This window comes from Mesorhizobium monacense (assembly GCF_056781675.1).
The window spans coordinates 1,699,822-1,717,267 of sequence record NZ_CM165567.1 but is presented as its reverse complement, the minus strand read 5'-3'; the positions used below and the strand labels follow the sequence as shown (position 1 = coordinate 1,717,267).

At 62.7% G+C, this 17,446-nt stretch carries 21 protein-coding genes; 14 read left to right on the top strand and 7 right to left on the bottom strand.

Features of this window, described 5'->3' with window-relative positions; all coding sequences use genetic code 11:
• Positions 1-13 precede the first annotated feature (13 nt).
• A complete protein-coding gene (locus tag AC1RUK_RS07940; protein WP_481836060.1) occupies positions 14-1,588 on the bottom strand; it encodes a trimethylamine methyltransferase family protein in 1,575 nt (524 codons plus the stop codon).
• Positions 1,589-1,863: 275 nt separating this feature from the next.
• On the opposite strand from AC1RUK_RS07940, the gene AC1RUK_RS07935 reads away from it, so the two are divergent.
• A complete protein-coding gene (locus AC1RUK_RS07935; protein WP_436172259.1) occupies positions 1,864-2,562 on the top strand; it encodes a corrinoid protein in 699 nt (232 codons plus the stop codon).
• 73 nt (positions 2,563-2,635) lie between these two features.
• Here AC1RUK_RS07935 and AC1RUK_RS07930 read toward each other — a convergent pair whose 3' ends face one another.
• Complete coding sequence (locus tag AC1RUK_RS07930) at positions 2,636-2,776, bottom strand: EncA/B family entericidin (protein WP_436172260.1); 141 nt, start codon at positions 2,774-2,776, stop codon at positions 2,636-2,638.
• A gap of 64 nt (positions 2,777-2,840) precedes the next feature.
• Here AC1RUK_RS07930 and AC1RUK_RS07925 point away from each other — a divergent pair, with 64 nt between their 5' ends.
• Positions 2,841-3,467 (top strand): DUF1638 domain-containing protein, encoded by a 627-nt coding sequence (locus tag AC1RUK_RS07925; protein WP_481836061.1) that lies wholly within the window; start codon positions 2,841-2,843, stop codon positions 3,465-3,467.
• Here AC1RUK_RS07925 and AC1RUK_RS07920 read toward each other — a convergent pair.
• Positions 3,464-4,378, bottom strand: coding sequence for an NAD-dependent epimerase/dehydratase family protein (locus AC1RUK_RS07920; protein ID WP_481836062.1), 915 nt, complete (start codon positions 4,376-4,378; stop codon positions 3,464-3,466). The genes AC1RUK_RS07925 and AC1RUK_RS07920 overlap by 4 nt on opposite strands.
• Before the next feature lie 123 nt (positions 4,379-4,501).
• On the opposite strand from AC1RUK_RS07920, the gene AC1RUK_RS07915 reads away from it, so the two are divergent.
• The 9 genes from AC1RUK_RS07915 to AC1RUK_RS07875 all read left to right on the top strand — a co-directional run bounded on the left by AC1RUK_RS07915 (position 4,502) and on the right by AC1RUK_RS07875 (position 12,802).
• Complete coding sequence (locus AC1RUK_RS07915) at positions 4,502-5,077, top strand: DUF4893 domain-containing protein (RefSeq protein ID WP_481836063.1); 576 nt, start codon at positions 4,502-4,504, stop codon at positions 5,075-5,077.
• Between the two features lie 104 nt (positions 5,078-5,181).
• Positions 5,182-5,964, top strand: a complete 783-nt coding sequence (locus AC1RUK_RS07910) for a formyl transferase (protein WP_481836064.1) — start codon at positions 5,182-5,184, stop codon at positions 5,962-5,964.
• Between the two features lie 137 nt (positions 5,965-6,101).
• On the top strand, positions 6,102-6,404 hold the full coding sequence (locus tag AC1RUK_RS07905) for a virulence factor (RefSeq protein ID WP_481836065.1): 303 nt from the start codon (positions 6,102-6,104) through the stop codon (positions 6,402-6,404).
• Positions 6,397-7,020, top strand: coding sequence for a methylenetetrahydrofolate reductase C-terminal domain-containing protein (locus tag AC1RUK_RS07900; RefSeq protein ID WP_481836066.1), 624 nt, complete (start codon positions 6,397-6,399; stop codon positions 7,018-7,020). Before AC1RUK_RS07905 ends, AC1RUK_RS07900 begins: the two co-directional genes overlap by 8 nt.
• On the top strand, positions 7,017-8,108 hold the full coding sequence (locus tag AC1RUK_RS07895; protein ID WP_481836067.1) for a methylenetetrahydrofolate reductase: 1,092 nt from the start codon (positions 7,017-7,019) through the stop codon (positions 8,106-8,108). Before AC1RUK_RS07900 ends, AC1RUK_RS07895 begins: the two co-directional genes overlap by 4 nt.
• A gap of 80 nt (positions 8,109-8,188) precedes the next feature.
• Complete coding sequence (locus AC1RUK_RS07890; RefSeq protein WP_006203333.1) at positions 8,189-9,163, top strand: methyltetrahydrofolate cobalamin methyltransferase; 975 nt, start codon at positions 8,189-8,191, stop codon at positions 9,161-9,163.
• Entirely contained in the window at positions 9,114-11,243 is a 2,130-nt protein-coding gene (locus AC1RUK_RS07885) for an ASKHA domain-containing protein (RefSeq protein ID WP_481836068.1), read from the top strand. The genes AC1RUK_RS07890 and AC1RUK_RS07885 overlap by 50 nt, the downstream gene beginning before the upstream one ends.
• 188 nt (positions 11,244-11,431) lie before the next feature.
• Positions 11,432-11,617 (top strand): hypothetical protein, encoded by a 186-nt coding sequence (locus AC1RUK_RS07880; protein WP_481836069.1) that lies wholly within the window; start codon positions 11,432-11,434, stop codon positions 11,615-11,617.
• 237 nt (positions 11,618-11,854) lie between these two features.
• Positions 11,855-12,802 (top strand): alpha/beta hydrolase fold domain-containing protein, encoded by a 948-nt coding sequence (locus AC1RUK_RS07875; RefSeq protein WP_481836070.1) that lies wholly within the window; start codon positions 11,855-11,857, stop codon positions 12,800-12,802.
• 94 nt (positions 12,803-12,896) lie between these two features.
• Here the strand turns inward: AC1RUK_RS07875 and AC1RUK_RS07870 are convergent, their stop codons facing one another.
• Both AC1RUK_RS07870 and AC1RUK_RS07865 read right to left on the bottom strand, forming a co-directional pair.
• Positions 12,897-13,796: a LysR substrate-binding domain-containing protein gene (locus tag AC1RUK_RS07870; RefSeq protein ID WP_436172270.1), complete on the bottom strand. Its 900-nt coding sequence runs from the start codon at positions 13,794-13,796 to the stop codon at positions 12,897-12,899.
• Positions 13,797-13,808: 12 nt separating this feature from the next.
• Positions 13,809-14,015 carry a hypothetical protein gene (locus tag AC1RUK_RS07865; protein WP_481836071.1) on the bottom strand — a complete coding sequence of 69 codons (207 nt, stop codon included), beginning with the start codon at positions 14,013-14,015 and terminating at the stop codon, positions 13,809-13,811.
• Between AC1RUK_RS07865 and AC1RUK_RS07860 the strand changes: the two genes are divergently transcribed.
• From AC1RUK_RS07860 to AC1RUK_RS07850, 3 genes are all read left to right on the top strand, one after another.
• Positions 14,000-14,185: a hypothetical protein gene (locus tag AC1RUK_RS07860; protein ID WP_436172271.1), complete on the top strand. Its 186-nt coding sequence runs from the start codon at positions 14,000-14,002 to the stop codon at positions 14,183-14,185. The two genes, AC1RUK_RS07865 and AC1RUK_RS07860, sit on opposite strands and share 16 nt — an antisense overlap.
• 330 nt (positions 14,186-14,515) lie before the next feature.
• Positions 14,516-14,650, top strand: coding sequence for a hypothetical protein (locus AC1RUK_RS07855; protein WP_081482193.1), 135 nt, complete (start codon positions 14,516-14,518; stop codon positions 14,648-14,650).
• Between the two features lie 339 nt (positions 14,651-14,989).
• Positions 14,990-15,928 carry a GlxA family transcriptional regulator gene (locus AC1RUK_RS07850; protein WP_436173917.1) on the top strand — a complete coding sequence of 313 codons (939 nt, stop codon included), beginning with the start codon at positions 14,990-14,992 and terminating at the stop codon, positions 15,926-15,928.
• Positions 15,929-16,070: 142 nt separating this feature from the next.
• Here the strand turns inward: AC1RUK_RS07850 and AC1RUK_RS07845 are convergent, their stop codons facing one another.
• Both AC1RUK_RS07845 and AC1RUK_RS07840 read right to left on the bottom strand, forming a co-directional pair.
• Positions 16,071-16,418, bottom strand: coding sequence for a peptidase inhibitor family I36 protein (locus AC1RUK_RS07845; RefSeq protein ID WP_481840215.1), 348 nt, complete (start codon positions 16,416-16,418; stop codon positions 16,071-16,073).
• 146 nt (positions 16,419-16,564) lie between these two features.
• A complete protein-coding gene (locus tag AC1RUK_RS07840; protein ID WP_481836073.1) occupies positions 16,565-17,413 on the bottom strand; it encodes a DUF1194 domain-containing protein in 849 nt (282 codons plus the stop codon).
• Positions 17,414-17,446: the final 33 nt, after the last annotated feature.

Here is a 17,446-nt window from a genome sequence, read left to right as displayed (position 1 = left end):
ACTCGGGCTCCTTTCAGGTGAAGGCGTCGGGCATCGACCCCTTCTTCCTGGCGATGAAGTCCTTCAGTCCGTCATCGATGCCCTGATCGAGATGCGGCGCCTCATAAGTCTCCAGCCAGCGGCGAGCGAGCTCATTGGCGCGCTGCGGCGCGCTCTTCTGGCCCTCGGCCAGCCACTGTTCGTAGGAATTGTTGTCGGCGATGCTGGAGCGGTAGAAAGCGGTCTGGAAATTGGCCTGAGTGTGGTCGCAGCCCAGATAGTGGCTGCCCGGACCGACCTGACGGATGGCGTCCATCGCCTGGCCGTTTTCCGACAGGTCGACGCCTTCGGAAAACTTCTGCGTCATGCCGAGCTGGTCGATGTCCATCATGAACTTTTCGTAGCACGAGGCGAGCCCGCCCTCGAGCCAGCCTGCCGAATGCAGCACGAAGTTGGTGCCGGCAAGGATGGTCGAATTCAGCGTGTTGGCGCTTTCATAGGCGGCCTGCGCGTCCGGGATCTTCGAGGCGCAGAGCGAGCCGCCGGTACGGAACGGCAGGCCGAGCCTGCGCGCAAGCTGCGCGGCGCCATAGGACACGAGAGACGGTTCCGGCGTGCCGAAGGTCGGCGCGCCCGACTGCATCGAGATCGACGAGGCGAAGGTGCCGAACAGCACCGGCGCGCCGGGACGGATCAGCTGCGTGAACGAGGCGCCGGCCAGCACCTCGGCCAGCACCTGCGTCAGCGTGCCGGCGACGGTAACCGGGCTCATCGCGCCGGCCAGGATGAACGGCGTGACGATGCAGGCCTGGTTGTGGCGCGAATAGACTTTCAGCGCGCCGAGCATCGTCTCGTCGAACACCATCGGCGAATTGGCATTGATCAGGCTGGTCAGCACCGTGTTGTTCTCGACGAAATCATCGCCGAACACGATCTTGGCCATAGCCACCGTGTCTTCGGCCCGCTCCGGCGCCGTCACCGAGCCCATGAACGGTTTGTCGGAATATTTGATGTGGCTGTAGACCATGTCGAGATGGCGCTTGTTGACCGGCACGTCGACCGGCTCGCACACCGTGCCGCCCGAATGGTGGATCGACGGCGCCATATAGGCGAGCTTCACGAAATTCTGGAAATCCTCGATCGTCGCGTAGCGGCGGTTGCCGTCGAGGTCGCGCACGAAGGGCGGCCCGTAGACCGGCGCGAAGACGGTGGCATTGCCGCCGATCTGCACCGAGCGCTCGGGGTTGCGGGCATGCTGGGTGTAGATCGACGGCGCGGTCTTGAGCAGCGAGCGGCAAAGCCCCTTGGGAAAATGCACGCGCTCGCCCTTCACGTCGGCGCCGGCCTCTTTCCAGAGCTGCAGTGCTTCGGCGTCATCACGGAAGATGATGCCGATTTCTTCCAACACCGTGTCGGTGTTCTTCTCGATCAGCGCCAGGCCTTCTTCGTCCAGCACCTCATAGAGGTTGATCTTGCGCTTGATGTAGGTGAGCTGGGTGCCTGGGCCGCCGCCCGAGCGCGCAGCCCGCCGGGCAGCCGCTCCGCCGCTGGCGCCGCGCCCGCGCCGCGCGTTTGACGCTTCCTGGTCGACTGCCGCGTGTTCGCTCATGGTGGTTCTTCCCTGAATCTGTTCTTGTCTGAAATCCGCTGCGGCCGCATCGTGCCGCTCCTGCCCGGATCGTAGCCATGCACCCTATTCGAAACGGCCAGCCAGCGCCAACGCCTGTCGCAAAATCGACAAGAATTCCAATAGATTTGCGGTCGCTTTCCTTTTGCGGGAAGTCGCAAATCAGCTATGGATACCCGCCCCTAGCGGGTTAGGTATGGACGCAAATATGTTGTGCCTTGCGACGCAGTCGCGATGCCGTGAGGAGCTGGATAAAAATGTCCGACGACGAGATCATCCTTTCCGAGCTTTCCGACGACGAGTTGGTGCAGCAGATGCACGACGATCTTTATGACGGGTTGAAGGAAGAGATCGAGGAAGGCACACAGATCCTCCTCGGGCGCGGCTGGGCGCCCTACAAGGTGCTGACCGAGGCGCTGGTCGAGGGCATGCGCATCGTCGGCGAGGATTTTCGCGACGGCATCCTGTTCGTGCCGGAAGTGCTTTTGTCGGCCAACGCGATGAAGGCCGGCATGTTCATCCTGCGCCCGCTTCTCGCCGCCACCGGCGCGCCGAAGCAGGGCAAGATGGTGATCGGCACCGTCAAGGGTGACATCCACGACATCGGCAAGAACCTCGTCGGCATGATGATGGAGGGCGCCGGCTTCGACGTCATCGATCTCGGCATCAACAACGCGGTCGAAAAATACCTCGACGCCATCGAGCAGCACCAGCCGGACATCATCGGCATGTCGGCGCTGCTGACCACCACCATGCCCTACATGAAGGTCGTCATCGACACGATGAAGGAAAAGGGCATCCGCGACGACTATGTCGTTCTCGTCGGCGGCGCGCCGCTCAACGAGGAATTCGGCAAGGCCGTCGGCGCCGACGCCTATTGCCGCGACGCGGCGGTGGCGGTCGAGACCGCCAAGGATTTCATGAAGCGCAAGCACAATGTGCGCGCGTCTGCCTGAACGGCCAACCCGGCACGGACAACGAGAAGCCGCGCCTTGCAGCGCGGCTTTTTTGTTCCCAGATGATGAAAGATCAGGGCTTGGTGACGGTGTCCTCGACCGCCTTGGCCGTCGATTTCACATCCTTGCCGACGCCACGGACAGTGTTCGCGCAGGCCGCAAGCGCCAGCGCGCAGGCAAGGATGGCAATAGGCGCGATGCGTAGCAGTTTCATGGACGGTGTCTCCCTCAACAGATAGATTAGCCCCACAGCAACGAAGGCCGGCTCGACTGGTTCCATGGCCAAGACGCAAAAAACGAAACCGAATCAAACGGACAGGCTGCTCGTCATCGCCTGCGGGATGATTGCGCGCGAAGTTCTGGCCGTCAAGGAACAGCTCAAACTGGATCATCTCGAGTTGACCTGCCTGCCGGCGGAGCTCCATTTCTATCCGGACCGTATCCCGCCGGCCATGGACAAGGCGATCGAGAAGGCCAAGGCGGACGGCTACGAACACATATTCGTCGGCTATGCCGATTGCGGCACCGGCGGCCTGCTCGACCGCGTCTGCGAGAAGCACGGTGTCGCGCGCATGGCCGGCCCGCATTGCTTCGCCTTCTACCAGGGCATGGACACCTACGCGAAAGTCGCCGACGACGACATGATGTCGTTCTACATGACCGACTTCCTGTGCCGGCAGTTCGACGCCTTCTTCATGAAGCCGCTCGGCCTCGACAAGCACCCTGAGCTGATCAAGGACTATTTCGGCAATTACGAGAAGCTGGTCTATATCGCCCAGACCGACGATCCGGAGCTCGACAAGGTTGCCGAGAAAGCCGCCAAGATGCTCGGCCTTGCCTATGAGCGTCGCTCGACAGGCTATGGCGATCTGACAGCGGAACTGGCCGAGGCGGCTTCTTATTAGGCCGTTTCCGCCGCAAGCGCGGCCAGCACATCGGCAAAACTCGTCTCGCAGACGAAGCCCAGCCTGTCCCTCGCCCGCGAGGCGTCGTAGACGCGGTCGATCGAGGAGAACATGGTCCAGCCCTTTCGCGCATAGAGCGCCGGATAGTCCGGAAAATAACGCGCGACAACGGACGGCGCGTCTGCAATCAACGCTTGGCAATCCTCCGGCTGGAACGGCGTCGGCGCCGAGACGATGAAGATGTCGAAGCCAAGCTGCTGCGCCTTTTCCAGCGCCGCGACATGGGCTTCGGCCGCGTCTTCCACCGTCAGCCGGCGAAACAACAGCTCATTGGCCTTGGTGTTGGCGTCCGACTGCTCGATCGCATGCGCCATGTCGTCGGCTTCGGGAAAGAACCGCGCCGTGCGCAGCACGATGACGGGCAGGCCGTGCTCGATATGGTAGAGACGGCACAGATGCTCGGCCGAAAGCTTGGTGACGCCGTAGATGTTGCGCGGTTCGGGCGACATCTCCTCCGTCAGCCAGGCGGCCATGCGCGCGCCTCCGGTGAAGCCGGCGCGGATCGCCTGGGAGATCAGCGAGGTCGTCGAGGTGAAGACGAAGCGCTGAACGCCGCACGCTACCGCTGCATCGAGCAGGTTGAGCGTGCCCTGCACATTGGTTTCGACGAAATCCTCATTGTGATTGTGCTCGATGTTCGGCTTGTGCAGCGCCCCGCTATGGATGATGGCTTCGACGCGGTTGTCCTTGACGGTTCGCATGACCAGCTCGCGGTCGGCGACCGAGCCCACCACTTGCGTTTGCAACGACAAAACCGGATCGAGCCCGATCACCTCATGTCCAAGGCCGCGCAGGCACGGTGCCGGTGCGCTGCCCAACCAGCCCGACGATCCCGTGAGCAAAATCCGCATCGATCAAACCGTCATTTTCGACCCGATGCTGTTAAGCACGGATGACAGGTCGCCGCGAACGGGTAAGTTGTGCGCCAGAAGGAAAAACAGGCTGTTCCAGCCATCAAACCGGGAAAAGCACCAATGACTCCTCGCCTCCTGCTTGTCGCACTCGGCCTCGTCTCCCTCGTCTTGCCGGCTCACGCCGACGGCGAGGTGCAAAAACTGATCACCGCGGCCGACAAGACGCGGCTGGACAAATATGGCGAGACGCGCAAGGCAGCCCTCGATGAGGCCAAGGCCGGCGAACCCGCCGAGGTCAAGCAGCTCGACGCACTGCTGGCAAAGCCGCTGGTGGCGTTTTCCGACAAGGATCTGACCGGCAACTGGAAGTGCCGCACCATCAAGGCCGGGGGACTGAGCCCGCTCGTCATCTATGGCTGGTTCAACTGCAAGGTGAGCGACGACGGCTCCGGCTGGCGGCTGGAAAAGGTGAGCGGCTCGCAGCGCACCAAGGGCCGCTTCTTCGACGACGGCGAGAAACGCGCCATCTATCTCGGCTCCTTCACCGTCAACGAGGATCCGGCAAAGCCTTACGGCAGCGGTCCGCAAAGCGACCAGGTCGGCTATGCCTTCCGCAACAGCGCCAGCGAATGGCGCATCGAATTCCCCGCGCCTTACTACGAATCGAAGCTCGACATCATGGAATTCAAGCGCTGATCGGCGACGCGACCCCGTGGTGGGTGGCGATCACCAAGGATTAACCCGAACGGCCTAGCATCCTGCCTGCCGATAGCAGGTCATCCCCAGGCACGTCGAAAACCATGGAACCGTCGAAAGCAAACCCACGGCCGATCGTCGTCGTCACCGAAGGCGGACCGCATATCTGGGCCATCATAAACGCCATCGCCGACCGGCTTGGCCCTGTCAGCGTCATCCTCGAAACACCTGAATCCAAAAAGCAATTGCTTCTGGGGCGGGCGCGCCGCCAAGGCTGGTTACAGGCCATCGGCCAACTCGGCACGATGGTGCTGACGCGGCTCTGCAAGCGTTTTTTCGCCAGCCATGCGGCGCGCTTGATTGCCGACCAGAAGCTCCAGACCGAACCGAAGCCCGGCCAGACGACCATCAACGTTCCGTCGGCAAACGCGCCGGAATGCCTGCAGGCGATCACTGACATCCAGCCGGGCGTGGTGCTGCTTGCCGGCTGCCGGCTGCTGTCCAGGCAGACGCTGGCGAAGATGCCTTGCCCGGTTCTCAACTATCATGCCGGCATCGCCCCGAAATATCGCGGCATGAATGGCGGCTACTGGGCGCTGGCCTCGGGCGATGCGCAAAACTTCGGCACGACCGTGCATCTGGTCGATGCCGGCGTCGACACCGGCGGCGTGCTGAAACAGGCGCGTGGCAGGCCGGAGCGGGGCGACACCATCTCGAGCTATGCGCTGCGCCAGGCGGCATTCTCGCACGACATCTGCGTCGAGGCGCTCAGCGACGCGCTGGCGGGGAAACTTGCCACGTCAGATCCGGATCTGTCCTCAAAGCAATGGTACCATCCGACGATCTGGTTCTATCTGTGGACCGGCGTGACCAAGCGGGTCTGGTAGCCACATCACTCCCAAGAATTTCGCCTTTCCTCTGCTGCATTCAATAGCGTCGCTTTTGAATGCGCGCGCGTCGTCCCATAACAAGCAGGCCCAATGCGCATGCGGCAATGCTCGATGCTTAGAGGAGTGAGAATTTCATGGCCAATCTGATCGTCGTGTACTGGCGCGACATTCCTGCCCAGGTCATCGTCAGGAAGGGCCGGCAGAACGCCAAGCGCGAACTGCCGCTGCGCTTCACCGAGGCGATCGACATGTGCGCCATGCGCACCGGCGCCGGCGGGACCGACGATTACCTGGCTGAATGGCGCAAGGCCGATCCGGTACCGGTCGGCGACGATCTCGAAGCCGAGGTCGAAAAGGCTTTTCAGGAGCTCGATGCGAAATACGACCGTGAGCGGCTGGTCGCTCTGGTCAAGGCGGGCGGGAAAGAACATGTCTGAAACTGTTCCTGTCAAGGATGGCCCAGGGGTCACCCAGCCGGTTACCCAGGCCACTCTGGTCAAGAAGGCAGCGCCGAAGTCCGACTACAAGCCGGCCGACGTGTCGCCGCAGCGGCGCGTGCAGCGCTCGTTTGCGGTGCGGCTGTGGTCGATCCGCCATTCACGCCTGCTCGAATGGTTCTATTCCCGCTTCGCCGACATGTTCCTGCTGCTGCATCCGTTGTGGAAAGGCATCGGCTACGGCCGCGTCGAAGCCCCGATCAAGTTCGTCGAAAAGCGCGTCAAGGGTTTCATGTTCGACTGCCGCATGTGCGGCCAGTGCGTGTTGTCCTCGACCGGCATGTCCTGCCCGATGAACTGCCCGAAGCAGCTGCGCAACGGCCCTTGCGGCGGCGTGCGCGCCAACGGCAATTGCGAGGTCGAGCCCGATATGCCCTGCGTCTGGGTCAAGGCCTGGGAAGGCTCGCAGAACATGGTGCATGGCGACAAGATCCTCGACGTGCAAAAGCCCGTTGACCAGTCGCTGCGCGAGACCTCCGCCTGGCTGCGGGTCACCGCGCAGGCGGCCGCCGCGCGTGAAATCGCCCAGGCGCCCAAGACCGGAGCCTCGGCATGATCGCCCGCCAGCCCGACGAGAACCCGGCCGGCATCCACCTGCCGCTCGATCCCCTGCCCGGCCACTCTTCGCGCGGCCGGCTGGAGCGCGTGCTGCGGCGCGGCGAGTTCGCGGTGACGACCGAGCTCAACCCGCCCGACAGTGCCGATCCGGAAGACGTCTACAACCGCGCCAAGATCTTCGACGGCTGGGTCGACGCCATCAATGCCGTCGATGCATCGGGCGCCAACTGCCATATGTCCTCGGTCGGCATCTGCGCGCTTTTGACCCGCATGGGCTATGCGCCGATCATGCAGATCGCCTGCCGCGACAAGAACCGCATCGCCATCCAGGGCGACGTGCTGGGTGGTGCTGCGATGGGCGTCGCCAACATGCTGTGCCTGACCGGCGACGGCGTGCAGGCCGGCGACCAGCCCGGTGCCAAGCCGGTGTTCGACCTCGATTCCATGTCGCTGCTCGAGACCTGCCGCATCATGCGTGACAACGGCAAGTTCCTGTCCGGCCGCAAGCTGACGACGCCGCCGCAGATCTTCCTCGGCGCCGCCGTCAATCCGTTCGCGCCGCCCTTCGACTTCCGACCGATCCATCTCGGCAAGAAGATCGCCGCCGGCGCGCAGTTCGTGCAGACGCAGTACTGTTTCGACGTGCCGATGTTCAGAACCTTCATGCAGAAGGCGCGCGATCTCGGCCACACCGAAAAAGTCTTCATCCTGTGCGGCGTCGGGCCACTGGCCTCGGCCAAGACGGCCAAATGGATCCGCTCCAACGTGCCGGGCATCCATATCCCCGACGCGATCATCAAGCGGCTGGAAGGCGCCCAGGACCAGAAGAAGGAAGGCAAGCAGCTCTGCATCGACATCATCAATGAGGTGAAGGAAATCCCCGGCATATCCGGCGTCCATGTGATGGCCTACCGCCAGGAGGAATATGTCGCCGAGATCGTCGATGAATCGGGCGTGCTCAAGGGCCGCCAGCCATGGAAGCGAGAAATCCGCCGCGACGACCAGATGGTCGCCGACCGGCTCGGCCACATACTGCACGACGAGATTACCGAAACTCAGGTGGATATGGTGAAGACGGCGCATTGACGGCGCCAACAGTCACCATTCGCTTGAACGAAATCAGATAACGATATAAAGAACTCTTTATATCACGACGGAGAGATTTCATGACCCGCACCATCGTCGCCTCGGCGACACGAGAAATCATCATTGGCTTCGACCAGCCCTTCTGCGTGATCGGCGAACGCATCAACCCGACCGGCCGCAAAAAGCTGGCCGCCGAGATGGTGGTCGGCAATTTCGAGACCGTCATCAAGGACGCGCTCGAACAGGCCGCCTGCGGCGCCACCATGCTCGACGTCAATGCCGGCGTAACCTCGGTCAACCCGAATGAGACTGAACCCGGGCTCCTGGTGCAGACGTTGGAGATCGTCCAGGGCCTGGTCGACCTGCCACTGTCGATCGACAGCTCGGTCACCGCGGCCATCGAAGCGGCGCTCAAGGTGGCCAAGGGCCGGCCGCTGGTAAATTCCGTCACCGGCGAGGAGGAAAAGCTCGAAGCCATCCTGCCGCTGGTCAAGAAGTACAACGTTCCGGTCGTCGCCATTTCCAACGACGAGACCGGCATTTCGATGGACCCGGACGTGCGCTTCGCCGTCGCCAAGAAGATCGTTCAGCGCTGCGCCGATTTCGGCATTCCGGCGCATGACGTCGTCGTCGACCCGCTGGTCATGCCGATCGGCGCGCTAGGCGACGCCGGCCGCCAGGTGTTCGCGCTGCTGCGCCGTCTGCGCGAAGAGCTCAAGGTCAACACCACTTGCGGCCTCTCCAACATCTCCTTCGGCCTGCCGCATCGCCACGGCATCAACGCCGCCTTCATCCCGATGGTGATCGGCGCCGGCATGACCTCGGCGATCATGAACCCGGTGCGCCCGCAGGAAATGGAAGCCGTGCGCGGCGCCAATGTGCTGAACGGCACTGACGAGAACTGCACCAACTGGATCAGGACCTACAAGGACTACAAGCCGGCCGAAGGCGGCCAGGCGGTCGCAGCGCCCACCGCGGTCAACGCTCCGGGCGAAGGCGGCGGCAATGGCGGACGCCGGCGCGGCGGCCGTGAAGCCCGCATGGCCAGGGGATAAGCGCGCAATCGTGAACTCGCCTGCCAACATCACCGATCCGCTCGTGCTGTTCATGCCGTCGGGCAAGCGCGGGCGGTTTCCGGTCGGCACGCCGGTGCTCGATGCCGCGCGCCAGCTCGGCGTCTATGTCGAGAGCGTGTGCGGCGGGCGCGCCACTTGTGGGCGCTGTCAGATCGAGGTGCAGGAAGGCAATTTCGCCAAGCACAAGATCACCTCCTCCAACGACCACATCTCGCCCAAGGGCGCCAAGGAAGAGCGCTATGAGCGCGTCCGCGGCCTGCCCGAACGGCGCCGCCTGTCCTGTTCGGCGCAGATCCTCGGCGACCTCGTCATCGACGTGCCGCAGGACACGGTCATCAATGCGCAGACCATCCGCAAGGACGCCGACACCAGGGTGATCGCCCGCGATTCGGCGATCCGCATGTGCTATGTCGAAATCGAAGAGCCCGACATGCACAAGCCGCTCGGCGATCTCGACCGCCTCAAGATCGCTTTGATGAAGGACTGGGGCTTCAAGAGCCTCGAATTCGACTTCTACCTGCTGCCGCAGGTGCAGGGCATTTTGCGCAAGGGCAACTGGACTGCGACCGCCGCCATCCACAAGGATGCCGACAGCGACATCGCCCGCGTCATAGCACTCTGGCCCGGCCTCAAGAACGAGGCCTATGGGCTCGCCTGTGACATCGGCTCGACCACCATCGCCATGCACCTTGTGTCGCTGCTGTCGGGCCGTGTCGCCGCCTCGTCGGGCACCTCCAATCCGCAGATCCGCTTCGGCGAGGATCTGATGAGCCGCGTCTCCTACGTGATGATGAACCCGGACGGCCGCGAAGGCATGACGGTGGCGGTGCGCGAGGCGATCTCCGGCCTTGTCGACAAGGTCTGCGCCGAAGGCAATGTGCAGCGCGGCGATATCCTGGATTCTGTCTTCGTCGGCAATCCGATCATGCACCATCTGTTCCTCGGCATCGACCCGACCGAGCTCGGCGGCGCGCCCTTCGCACTCGCCGTCTCGGGCGCGGTGCGCATCAAGGCGTCGGACATCGGCCTGAAGCTCAATCAGGGCGCGCGTCTCTATATGCTGCCCTGCATCGCCGGCCATGTCGGCGCCGATGCGGCGGCCGTCACGCTGTCGGAAGGCCCGCACCGCCAGGACGAGATGATGCTGATCGTCGATGTCGGCACCAATGCCGAGATCGTGCTCGGCAACAAGGCACGCGTGGTGGCGGCCTCCTCGCCCACCGGCCCCGCCTTCGAGGGCGCCGAAATCTCCGGTGGCCAGCGCGCAGCCCCCGGCGCCATCGAGCGCGTGCGCATCGATCCCGAAACGCTGGAACCGAAATACCGCGTCATCGGCTCGGAACTGTGGTCCGACGAACCCGGCTTCCTCGACAGTGTGCAGGCGACCGGTGTCACCGGCATCTGCGGCTCCGGCATCATCGAAGTGGTGGCCGAGATGTATCTCGCCGGCATCATCTCCGAGGATGGCGTCGTCGACGGGTCGCTGGGTGCGCGCTCGCCGCGCGTGGTCGCCAATGGCCGCACATTCTCCTTCGTGCTGAAGGAAGGCGAACCCAAGATCACCATCACCCAGACCGACGTGCGCGCCATCCAGCTTGCCAAGGCCGCGCTCTATGCCGGCACCAAGCTTTTGATGGAAAAGCAGAACGCCGACCATGTCGACCGCATCCATTTCGCCGGCGCCTTCGGCTCGTTCATCGATCCGAAATACGCCATGGTGCTGGGCCTGATCCCCGACTGCGACCTCGACAAGGTTTCGGCCGTCGGCAATGCCGCCGGCGCCGGCGCCCGCATGGCGCTGCTCAACCGCGGCTACCGCCGCGAGATCGAGGAAACGGTGAGCCGCATCGAGAAGATCGAGACCGCGCTGGAGCCGAAATTCCAGGAGCATTTCGTCTACGCGATGGCGCTGCCGAACAAGGTCGACCCGTTCCCGAAGCTGTCGGCGGCGGTCAAACTGCCACCGCGCAAGACTGTGAGCGAAGACGGGGTTGCCGGCGACGCCACGCCGCGCCGGCGTTCGCGCGAAGGCCACGCTGCACGGCGCGGGCGGGAATAAGCCGTCTGCCTTAAGCTGGCAGGTTCGTTCAATTTCATTTGCATGCGAATGTTTCCGGATCAGCTCGAGCTGAAACAAACCGCCATTTTCGTGAAATCCACCAGATACACGCACGGGGCATACAACCGGCATCGAACGGCAGGCAGGAAATGTCTTTCAGCCGCCGCAACGCTCCAGGGGAGATGAAGATGTCGATGTTCGAAAGCCTCGGCCGCTATGGCGCGGCCATCAAGCATGCACACAGCAGGAGCAAGTCGGTCCGGGCACTGAACAGCCTGCCGCCCGAAATCCAGAAGGACATCGGCTGGCGGATCTCGCCGCGCAATGACGTGCAGGCCACCCTTTCGGCTCTGCTCCTGGGTTCGGCGCGCTGATGACCTTCGCCGACAAATGCAAATTGCTCGGCAACCGCCGGGGCCGTTCCGCGGCCTCGGCGGCCAGCAACAACAAGCTGCGCGCGGCGCTGCTGCCCCGGCGCTGAATGTTGCCGCAGACCGGATCACACCACCGTGTTGTTCCGGCGCAAATCTTGACATTTTTCGCGCAGATACGATCTTCGGATGAGTGGGGGATTTCTCTTAGTCGGCTCCGGCCGAAGTCCGTGTATCCGCATGCCCAGTCTTAAAAGCCACGTCGTTTCCTTTGTCCTCAGGCATAGCCGCAAAAAGGCTTTTTCCAGCCCGGAAAACCTGCAGCGCTGGATCGCTTACGCGCGCAAGACCGAGGACCACCATCCGCCGGCATCGCTGCGCCACCGCCTCGACATTGCCGAGCGCAGCGTCAACGGCTTCCCCGTCTATGACATCGCGCCCAAGGCTGGCGAGCACAAGCGGATCCTCTATCTGCATGGCGGCGCCTATGTCTTCCAGATCACCTCCTATCACTGGGGGCTGATCGCCGAGATGGCTGAGCGGCTTGGTTTTGGCATTGCCGTGCCGATCTACCCCATCGCACCCGAGCACGATTTCCACGCCATGTTCGGCATGGTCGGCGACGTTTACCGGCGGATGCTGGACGAGACCAACGCCGAGGACATCGTCTTCATGGGCGATTCTGCCGGCGGCAACATGGCCGTGGTGCTGACCATGATGGCCGCAGAAGAGGGCCTTCCCCTGCCCTCGCGCCACGTGCTGATCTCGCCCGGGCTCGACATGTCGCTCTCCAACCCCGAAGTGTTCGAGGCCGAGCACAATGATCCCTGGCTCGGCATTTCGGGCGGGATGGAGGCAGTCCGGCTCTACAGCGCCGGCATCGACCGCAGCGACTGGCACATCAGCCCGCTCTACGGCGACCTCTCGGTCTTGCCGAAAACGCTGCTCCTGACCGGCTCGCACGACCTGCTCAGTCCCGACAATTTGATCTTCGCCGAGAAGGCGCGTGCCGCCGGCGTCGAGGTCGAAGTCGTCTACGAGGAAGGCATGTTCCACGTCTGGCCGCTGATCGAGATGCCCGAAGCGCGGCGCGCCAGGGACAGTATCGTGAGGTTTTTGGCCGGCGAGGCCAAGACGCGGCGGGCGAAAGCCGGGCAATGGTCGCTGCAGGGTCAGGCCGCGACCTGACCATCACGGGCCAACTGCGTCGTCCAGGTTACCACTTTGACAAAAAGCCCGCCCCGATCGAGCCGAGGCGGGCTTTTTCGTAGCAGCGCAAAATTCAGAACTTGCCGGTTTCCCTGAACACTTCGAAAGTCGCACGGATGTGGTCGGCGACGGCCTTCACTGGTGCGCTGGCATCCGGCGCCACCACCATGGCGAGATTGTAAGTGCCGATATCGGGCATGCCGTCCTTCGGGCAAAGCTCGACCATGTCGTTGCCGAGGAAGGATTTCGGCAGCGGCGCCACCGCCAGGTCGGACATGATGGCGGCGCGCTGGCCGGCCGTGTGCGCGCTCATATAGGCGATGCGATAGTTGCGGCCCTCGCGGCCGAGCGCCTCGAGCGCCCCTGCCCGCCAGGCACAGCCCTCTTCCCATAGCGAAACCGGCAGTGGTTCGCGCAGATGCGCGCAGCCGCCCTTGGCGCCGGCCCAGACGATCGGCTCGGTGAGCAGCACCTCGGCGCCGAGTGCGCTGGTCTTGTAGGAGTTGGTGAGCAGCGTGATGTCGAGCGCACGGTCGTCCATGCGCCGGCGCAAATTGACGCTCTGGTCGATGGTGACGTCGACCGCGATCGACGGATGCGACTGCGCGAAACGCTTAAGCACATGCGGCAGCACGCGCTCGCCATAATCGTCCGGCGAGCCTAGCCGCACCACGCCGACAATGTCTGGGATGATGAACTTCGACACCACCTCGCGGTTGATCGACAGCAGCCGGCGGGCATAGCCGAGCAGAATCTCGCCATCCGTGGTCAGCGTCACCGAACGCGCGTCGCGCGCGAATACGGAGCGGCCGAGAATGTCTTCGAGCTTCTTGATTTGCATGGAAACGGCCGACGGCGTGCGGAACACCGCATTGGCGGCCGTGGTGAAGCTGCCGGTCTCGGCAATGGCCACGAACGTGCGCAGGACATCGAGATCGAGCAGCGGCAGTGGATGATTGAGTGGGGCGTTCATTGGGATCGGCCTTCAATTTTTCTGATGTGAACGATCATTCCATTTCGTTTGATTGAACATCACTTTGGGAGGATAGTCAACTCCATCGAAGCAGCAGGCATCGAAAGCGGTCACGAAACGACCACCACGCAGACCTGCAATCGACATGAAATGAAGTTGAAACATGCCGGCCCGCTCCGGCCCCAACACGAAGGAGAATGAAAATGTCCATCCTGTCATCCATTGGTCGCCTCGCGACCGAATTCAGCGCAGCCCGCACCCGCTACCAGACCGAACGCGCCATCCGCTCGCTGCCGATCGAACTGCAGAAGGACATCGGCTGGCCCGAAGCCGCCGACACCAGGACCGGTGCACGCAGCGGCGTTGGATCCTGGGCTGGAGCGAAGTAAATCGTGTGTATCAAAGTCTGAAGGCCTGCCGCGCAGACCCGGCAGGCCTTTTTATTTGCATTCAAACGATTTCTGCAGCCATGCCGCCGCTGCATGACGCATATGAAGCACTTGCATAGCAGCCCATTTTTCGAATTAACGCACTGTAAATAATCGTAAATTCTGGGCAGCTTGCCCAACAATGTCGCAATCCGTGTCGCTTTTCATATCAAGTGCTTCGCATTTGCGATTTAGTTTTTGCTCACACAAGCCTATATCAGCGCCAGCAAACGAGCTGCCCCACTCCATCAAGCGAAGGCGACCCGTCTGAGCAACCGAATGGAGATGAACATGAAGCTTTTTGCCCGCCTCTTCGCCCGTCGCGAGATGAACCTGACGACCGCTCTCGAGCGCCAGCGCCTTGCCAAGACCATGCCTGGCCAGACCGGCGCCATGAATGCGGCGCGCCTCGGCTTCGTCGCCTGAGATACCGACTTCAAATGCAGCGCTCCCTGCCGCTGCTTCGAGTTTGACGCCGCTTCGGTTCTGCCGGGGCGGCGTTCTATTTCGTCCAGTCGGCCCGGCAATTGCCCGATCCGCTGGCTCGGCCTGCCCGTCGCGTAAGACAATTGCCCATTTGCGACCCATGTCGCAAATTTAGTTGCCGCAAAGCCCTCTACCCGATTGACAGGAATGGTTTTTCCTGATGACGCTATGCTGTTCGCGACATCCTGTTCGCGTCATGGCCGCGCGAGGTTTCCCGTGAATGCCGTAAAGCATCCGATCAGAAGATCGTTTGTATTCTTCCTTGTTCCCGATTTCACCATGATCGCCTTTGCGACGGCGCTCGACCCGTTGCGGTCGGCCAACCGGATGCTCGGCTACGAAGCCTATCGCTGGCGTCTCGCCAGCATCGACGGCAAGCCGGTGCGCGCCTCGAACGGCGTCGAATGCGCCGTCAACACCTCGCTCGAGGAAGAGCGCAAGAAGATGGCTGGGCCGGATCGGCCGAACATGGCGATCGTCTGCAGCGGCGTCAATGTCGAGCGCTATCAGAACAAGTCGGCCTTTGCCTGGCTGCGCGAGGAATACAATCGCGGCGTCGCCGTCGGTGGGCTCTGCACCGGCGCGCACATCCTGGCCGCCGCCGGCCTGCTGTCGAACAAGCGCTGCGCCATCCATTGGGAGAACCTGCCCGGCTTTTCCGAGGCCTTCCCCAAGGCCAATGTGTTTGCCGACCTGTTCGAGATCGACCAGAACATCTACACCTGTGCCGGCGGCACTGCCGCCCTCGACATGATGCTGAAACTGATCGGCGACGATTTCGACGAAAGTCTCGTCAACCGGGTGTGCGAGCAGGTGCTGACCGACCGCGTGCGCAGCCCGACCGATCGCCAGCGCCTGCCGCTGCGCGCCCGCCTCGGCGTGCAGAACTCCAAGGTGCTGACCATCATCGAACTGATGGAAGCAAACCTGTCCGAGCCGCTGTCGCTGATCGAGATCGCCGACCATGTCGACCTGTCGCGCCGGCAGATCGAGCGCCTGTTCCGCACCGAGATGGGCCGTTCGCCTGCCCGCTACTATCTCGAGATCCGGCTCGACCGCGCCCGCCACCTTTTGATCCAGTCGTCGCTGCCGGTGGTCGAAGTCGCGGTCGCCTGCGGCTTCGTCTCGGCATCGCACTTCTCCAAATGCTACCGCGAGCTCTATGCCCGCTCGCCACAGCAGGAGCGCGTCGACCGCAAGCAGCTACTGGCGGCCTAAGCAATTCCAGGAAAAGTGTGAAGCGGTTTTCCGTCCGGAATTGCGTCAAACAAACAGATAGAGCGGTTGAGCGTTTCCGTGAAACGATGAACCGCCCTACCCTGTCAGACCATTGCCGGGTTCGCCCTTGAGGCGGCCTGCCTCAGTACCGGTCCTCGCAATAACACTCGGCGGACGAGATGGTGTCGTTCCAGCCGCTGTTGCCGAAATTACGGACCCTGCGATTGAGCTCGATCGACTGGCCCCCCATCCTCGAATCTTCATAGGCGACAAGCGTGCAGCCGCGACGCTCGATCACCGACGATACGCGGTCGTTCCAGAACTGGCCGCCGCGAAAACTCACCGAGTTGTTGGACCCCATCTCAATCGCGCGGCCGCGAAAATTTGCATGCTCGAACATGACGCAGCCGGTCTCACCCTCATATTGGGCGCTGGCAGTGCCGGCACAAAGCACCGAGGCAATAGCCGTCAGGATGACAAGTTTCTTCATAAGCATTCTTCTCCTGAAACCGCATTTGCCGCCTGCGGCCTGATCTCGCCCGGCGCATGCGAGTTTGCCATTCCGCAGGCCAAACAGGCAACCCACCGCATCAGCCAAGAAAGGAAATTGCGCAGATTGAGCGTCCGCTCTGCGCGCTATCGGGCGTCGAACATCCAGCTGCGATCGCGCCACATTTTCTCACCCACCTGGCAATCCGCGACTGGTATGTCCTGCGCCAAGACAACAGGCGGATGATCAGCTTCTTCCGCCGCCCATTGCGGCGAGGCCGGGCCGGCAAGTTCCAGCACCAGCTTGCGGCGGATCGCTTCGGGAAACTGCGTCCAGTCATTGACCGGAATCATGAAAGCGCCGGGGCCGCCGATGACACAATCGCTGTAATAGCGATCGAGATTGTTGACGTCATAGGCACCGCTGAAACCGCCTCGCGTCATCAGCGGCAGCCCGTTGATGGTGATGCCTTGCCTGATCACCTGGTCGCGGATGAAATTGACCGGCGCGCCCTGGTTGTTGGGACCGTCACCGGAAATGTCGATGACGCGCTTGGCACCCTGGAAGCCGCTTTCGGCAAAAAGGTCGCTGCCGAACTGCAGCGCGCCGGAAATCGATGTGCGCCGGGCGCTGCCCGGCGGATGAGCGGAAAGCTGCGCGGCCACCCGCTCGGCGTCGGCACGACTGGCGATCACCGTCCATGGCACGACGACCTGCTGCCAGGTGGCGCCGGCCCATTCGACATAGGTGACGGCGATCTTGCCATAGGCACCGTCGGCAATGGCCTTCAGAACGCTGTCATGAGTCAACGCCGCCGAATAGCCGTGGCGCTGGATTTCGAGTTCGTCCGGCGACATCGACAGCGAAACGTCGACGGCCAGCACCAACTCGATGTCGACGTTTTCCGCGGCGAGGGTTCGCGAGGTCAGGCCAAGCAACAGCGCCAATGCGGCGGCGCTCGAAAGCAAATATCCTGCATGGCCAGAAGCGGACATGCCCCAAGGTAAGCGAGAATCGCCCGGCGACAA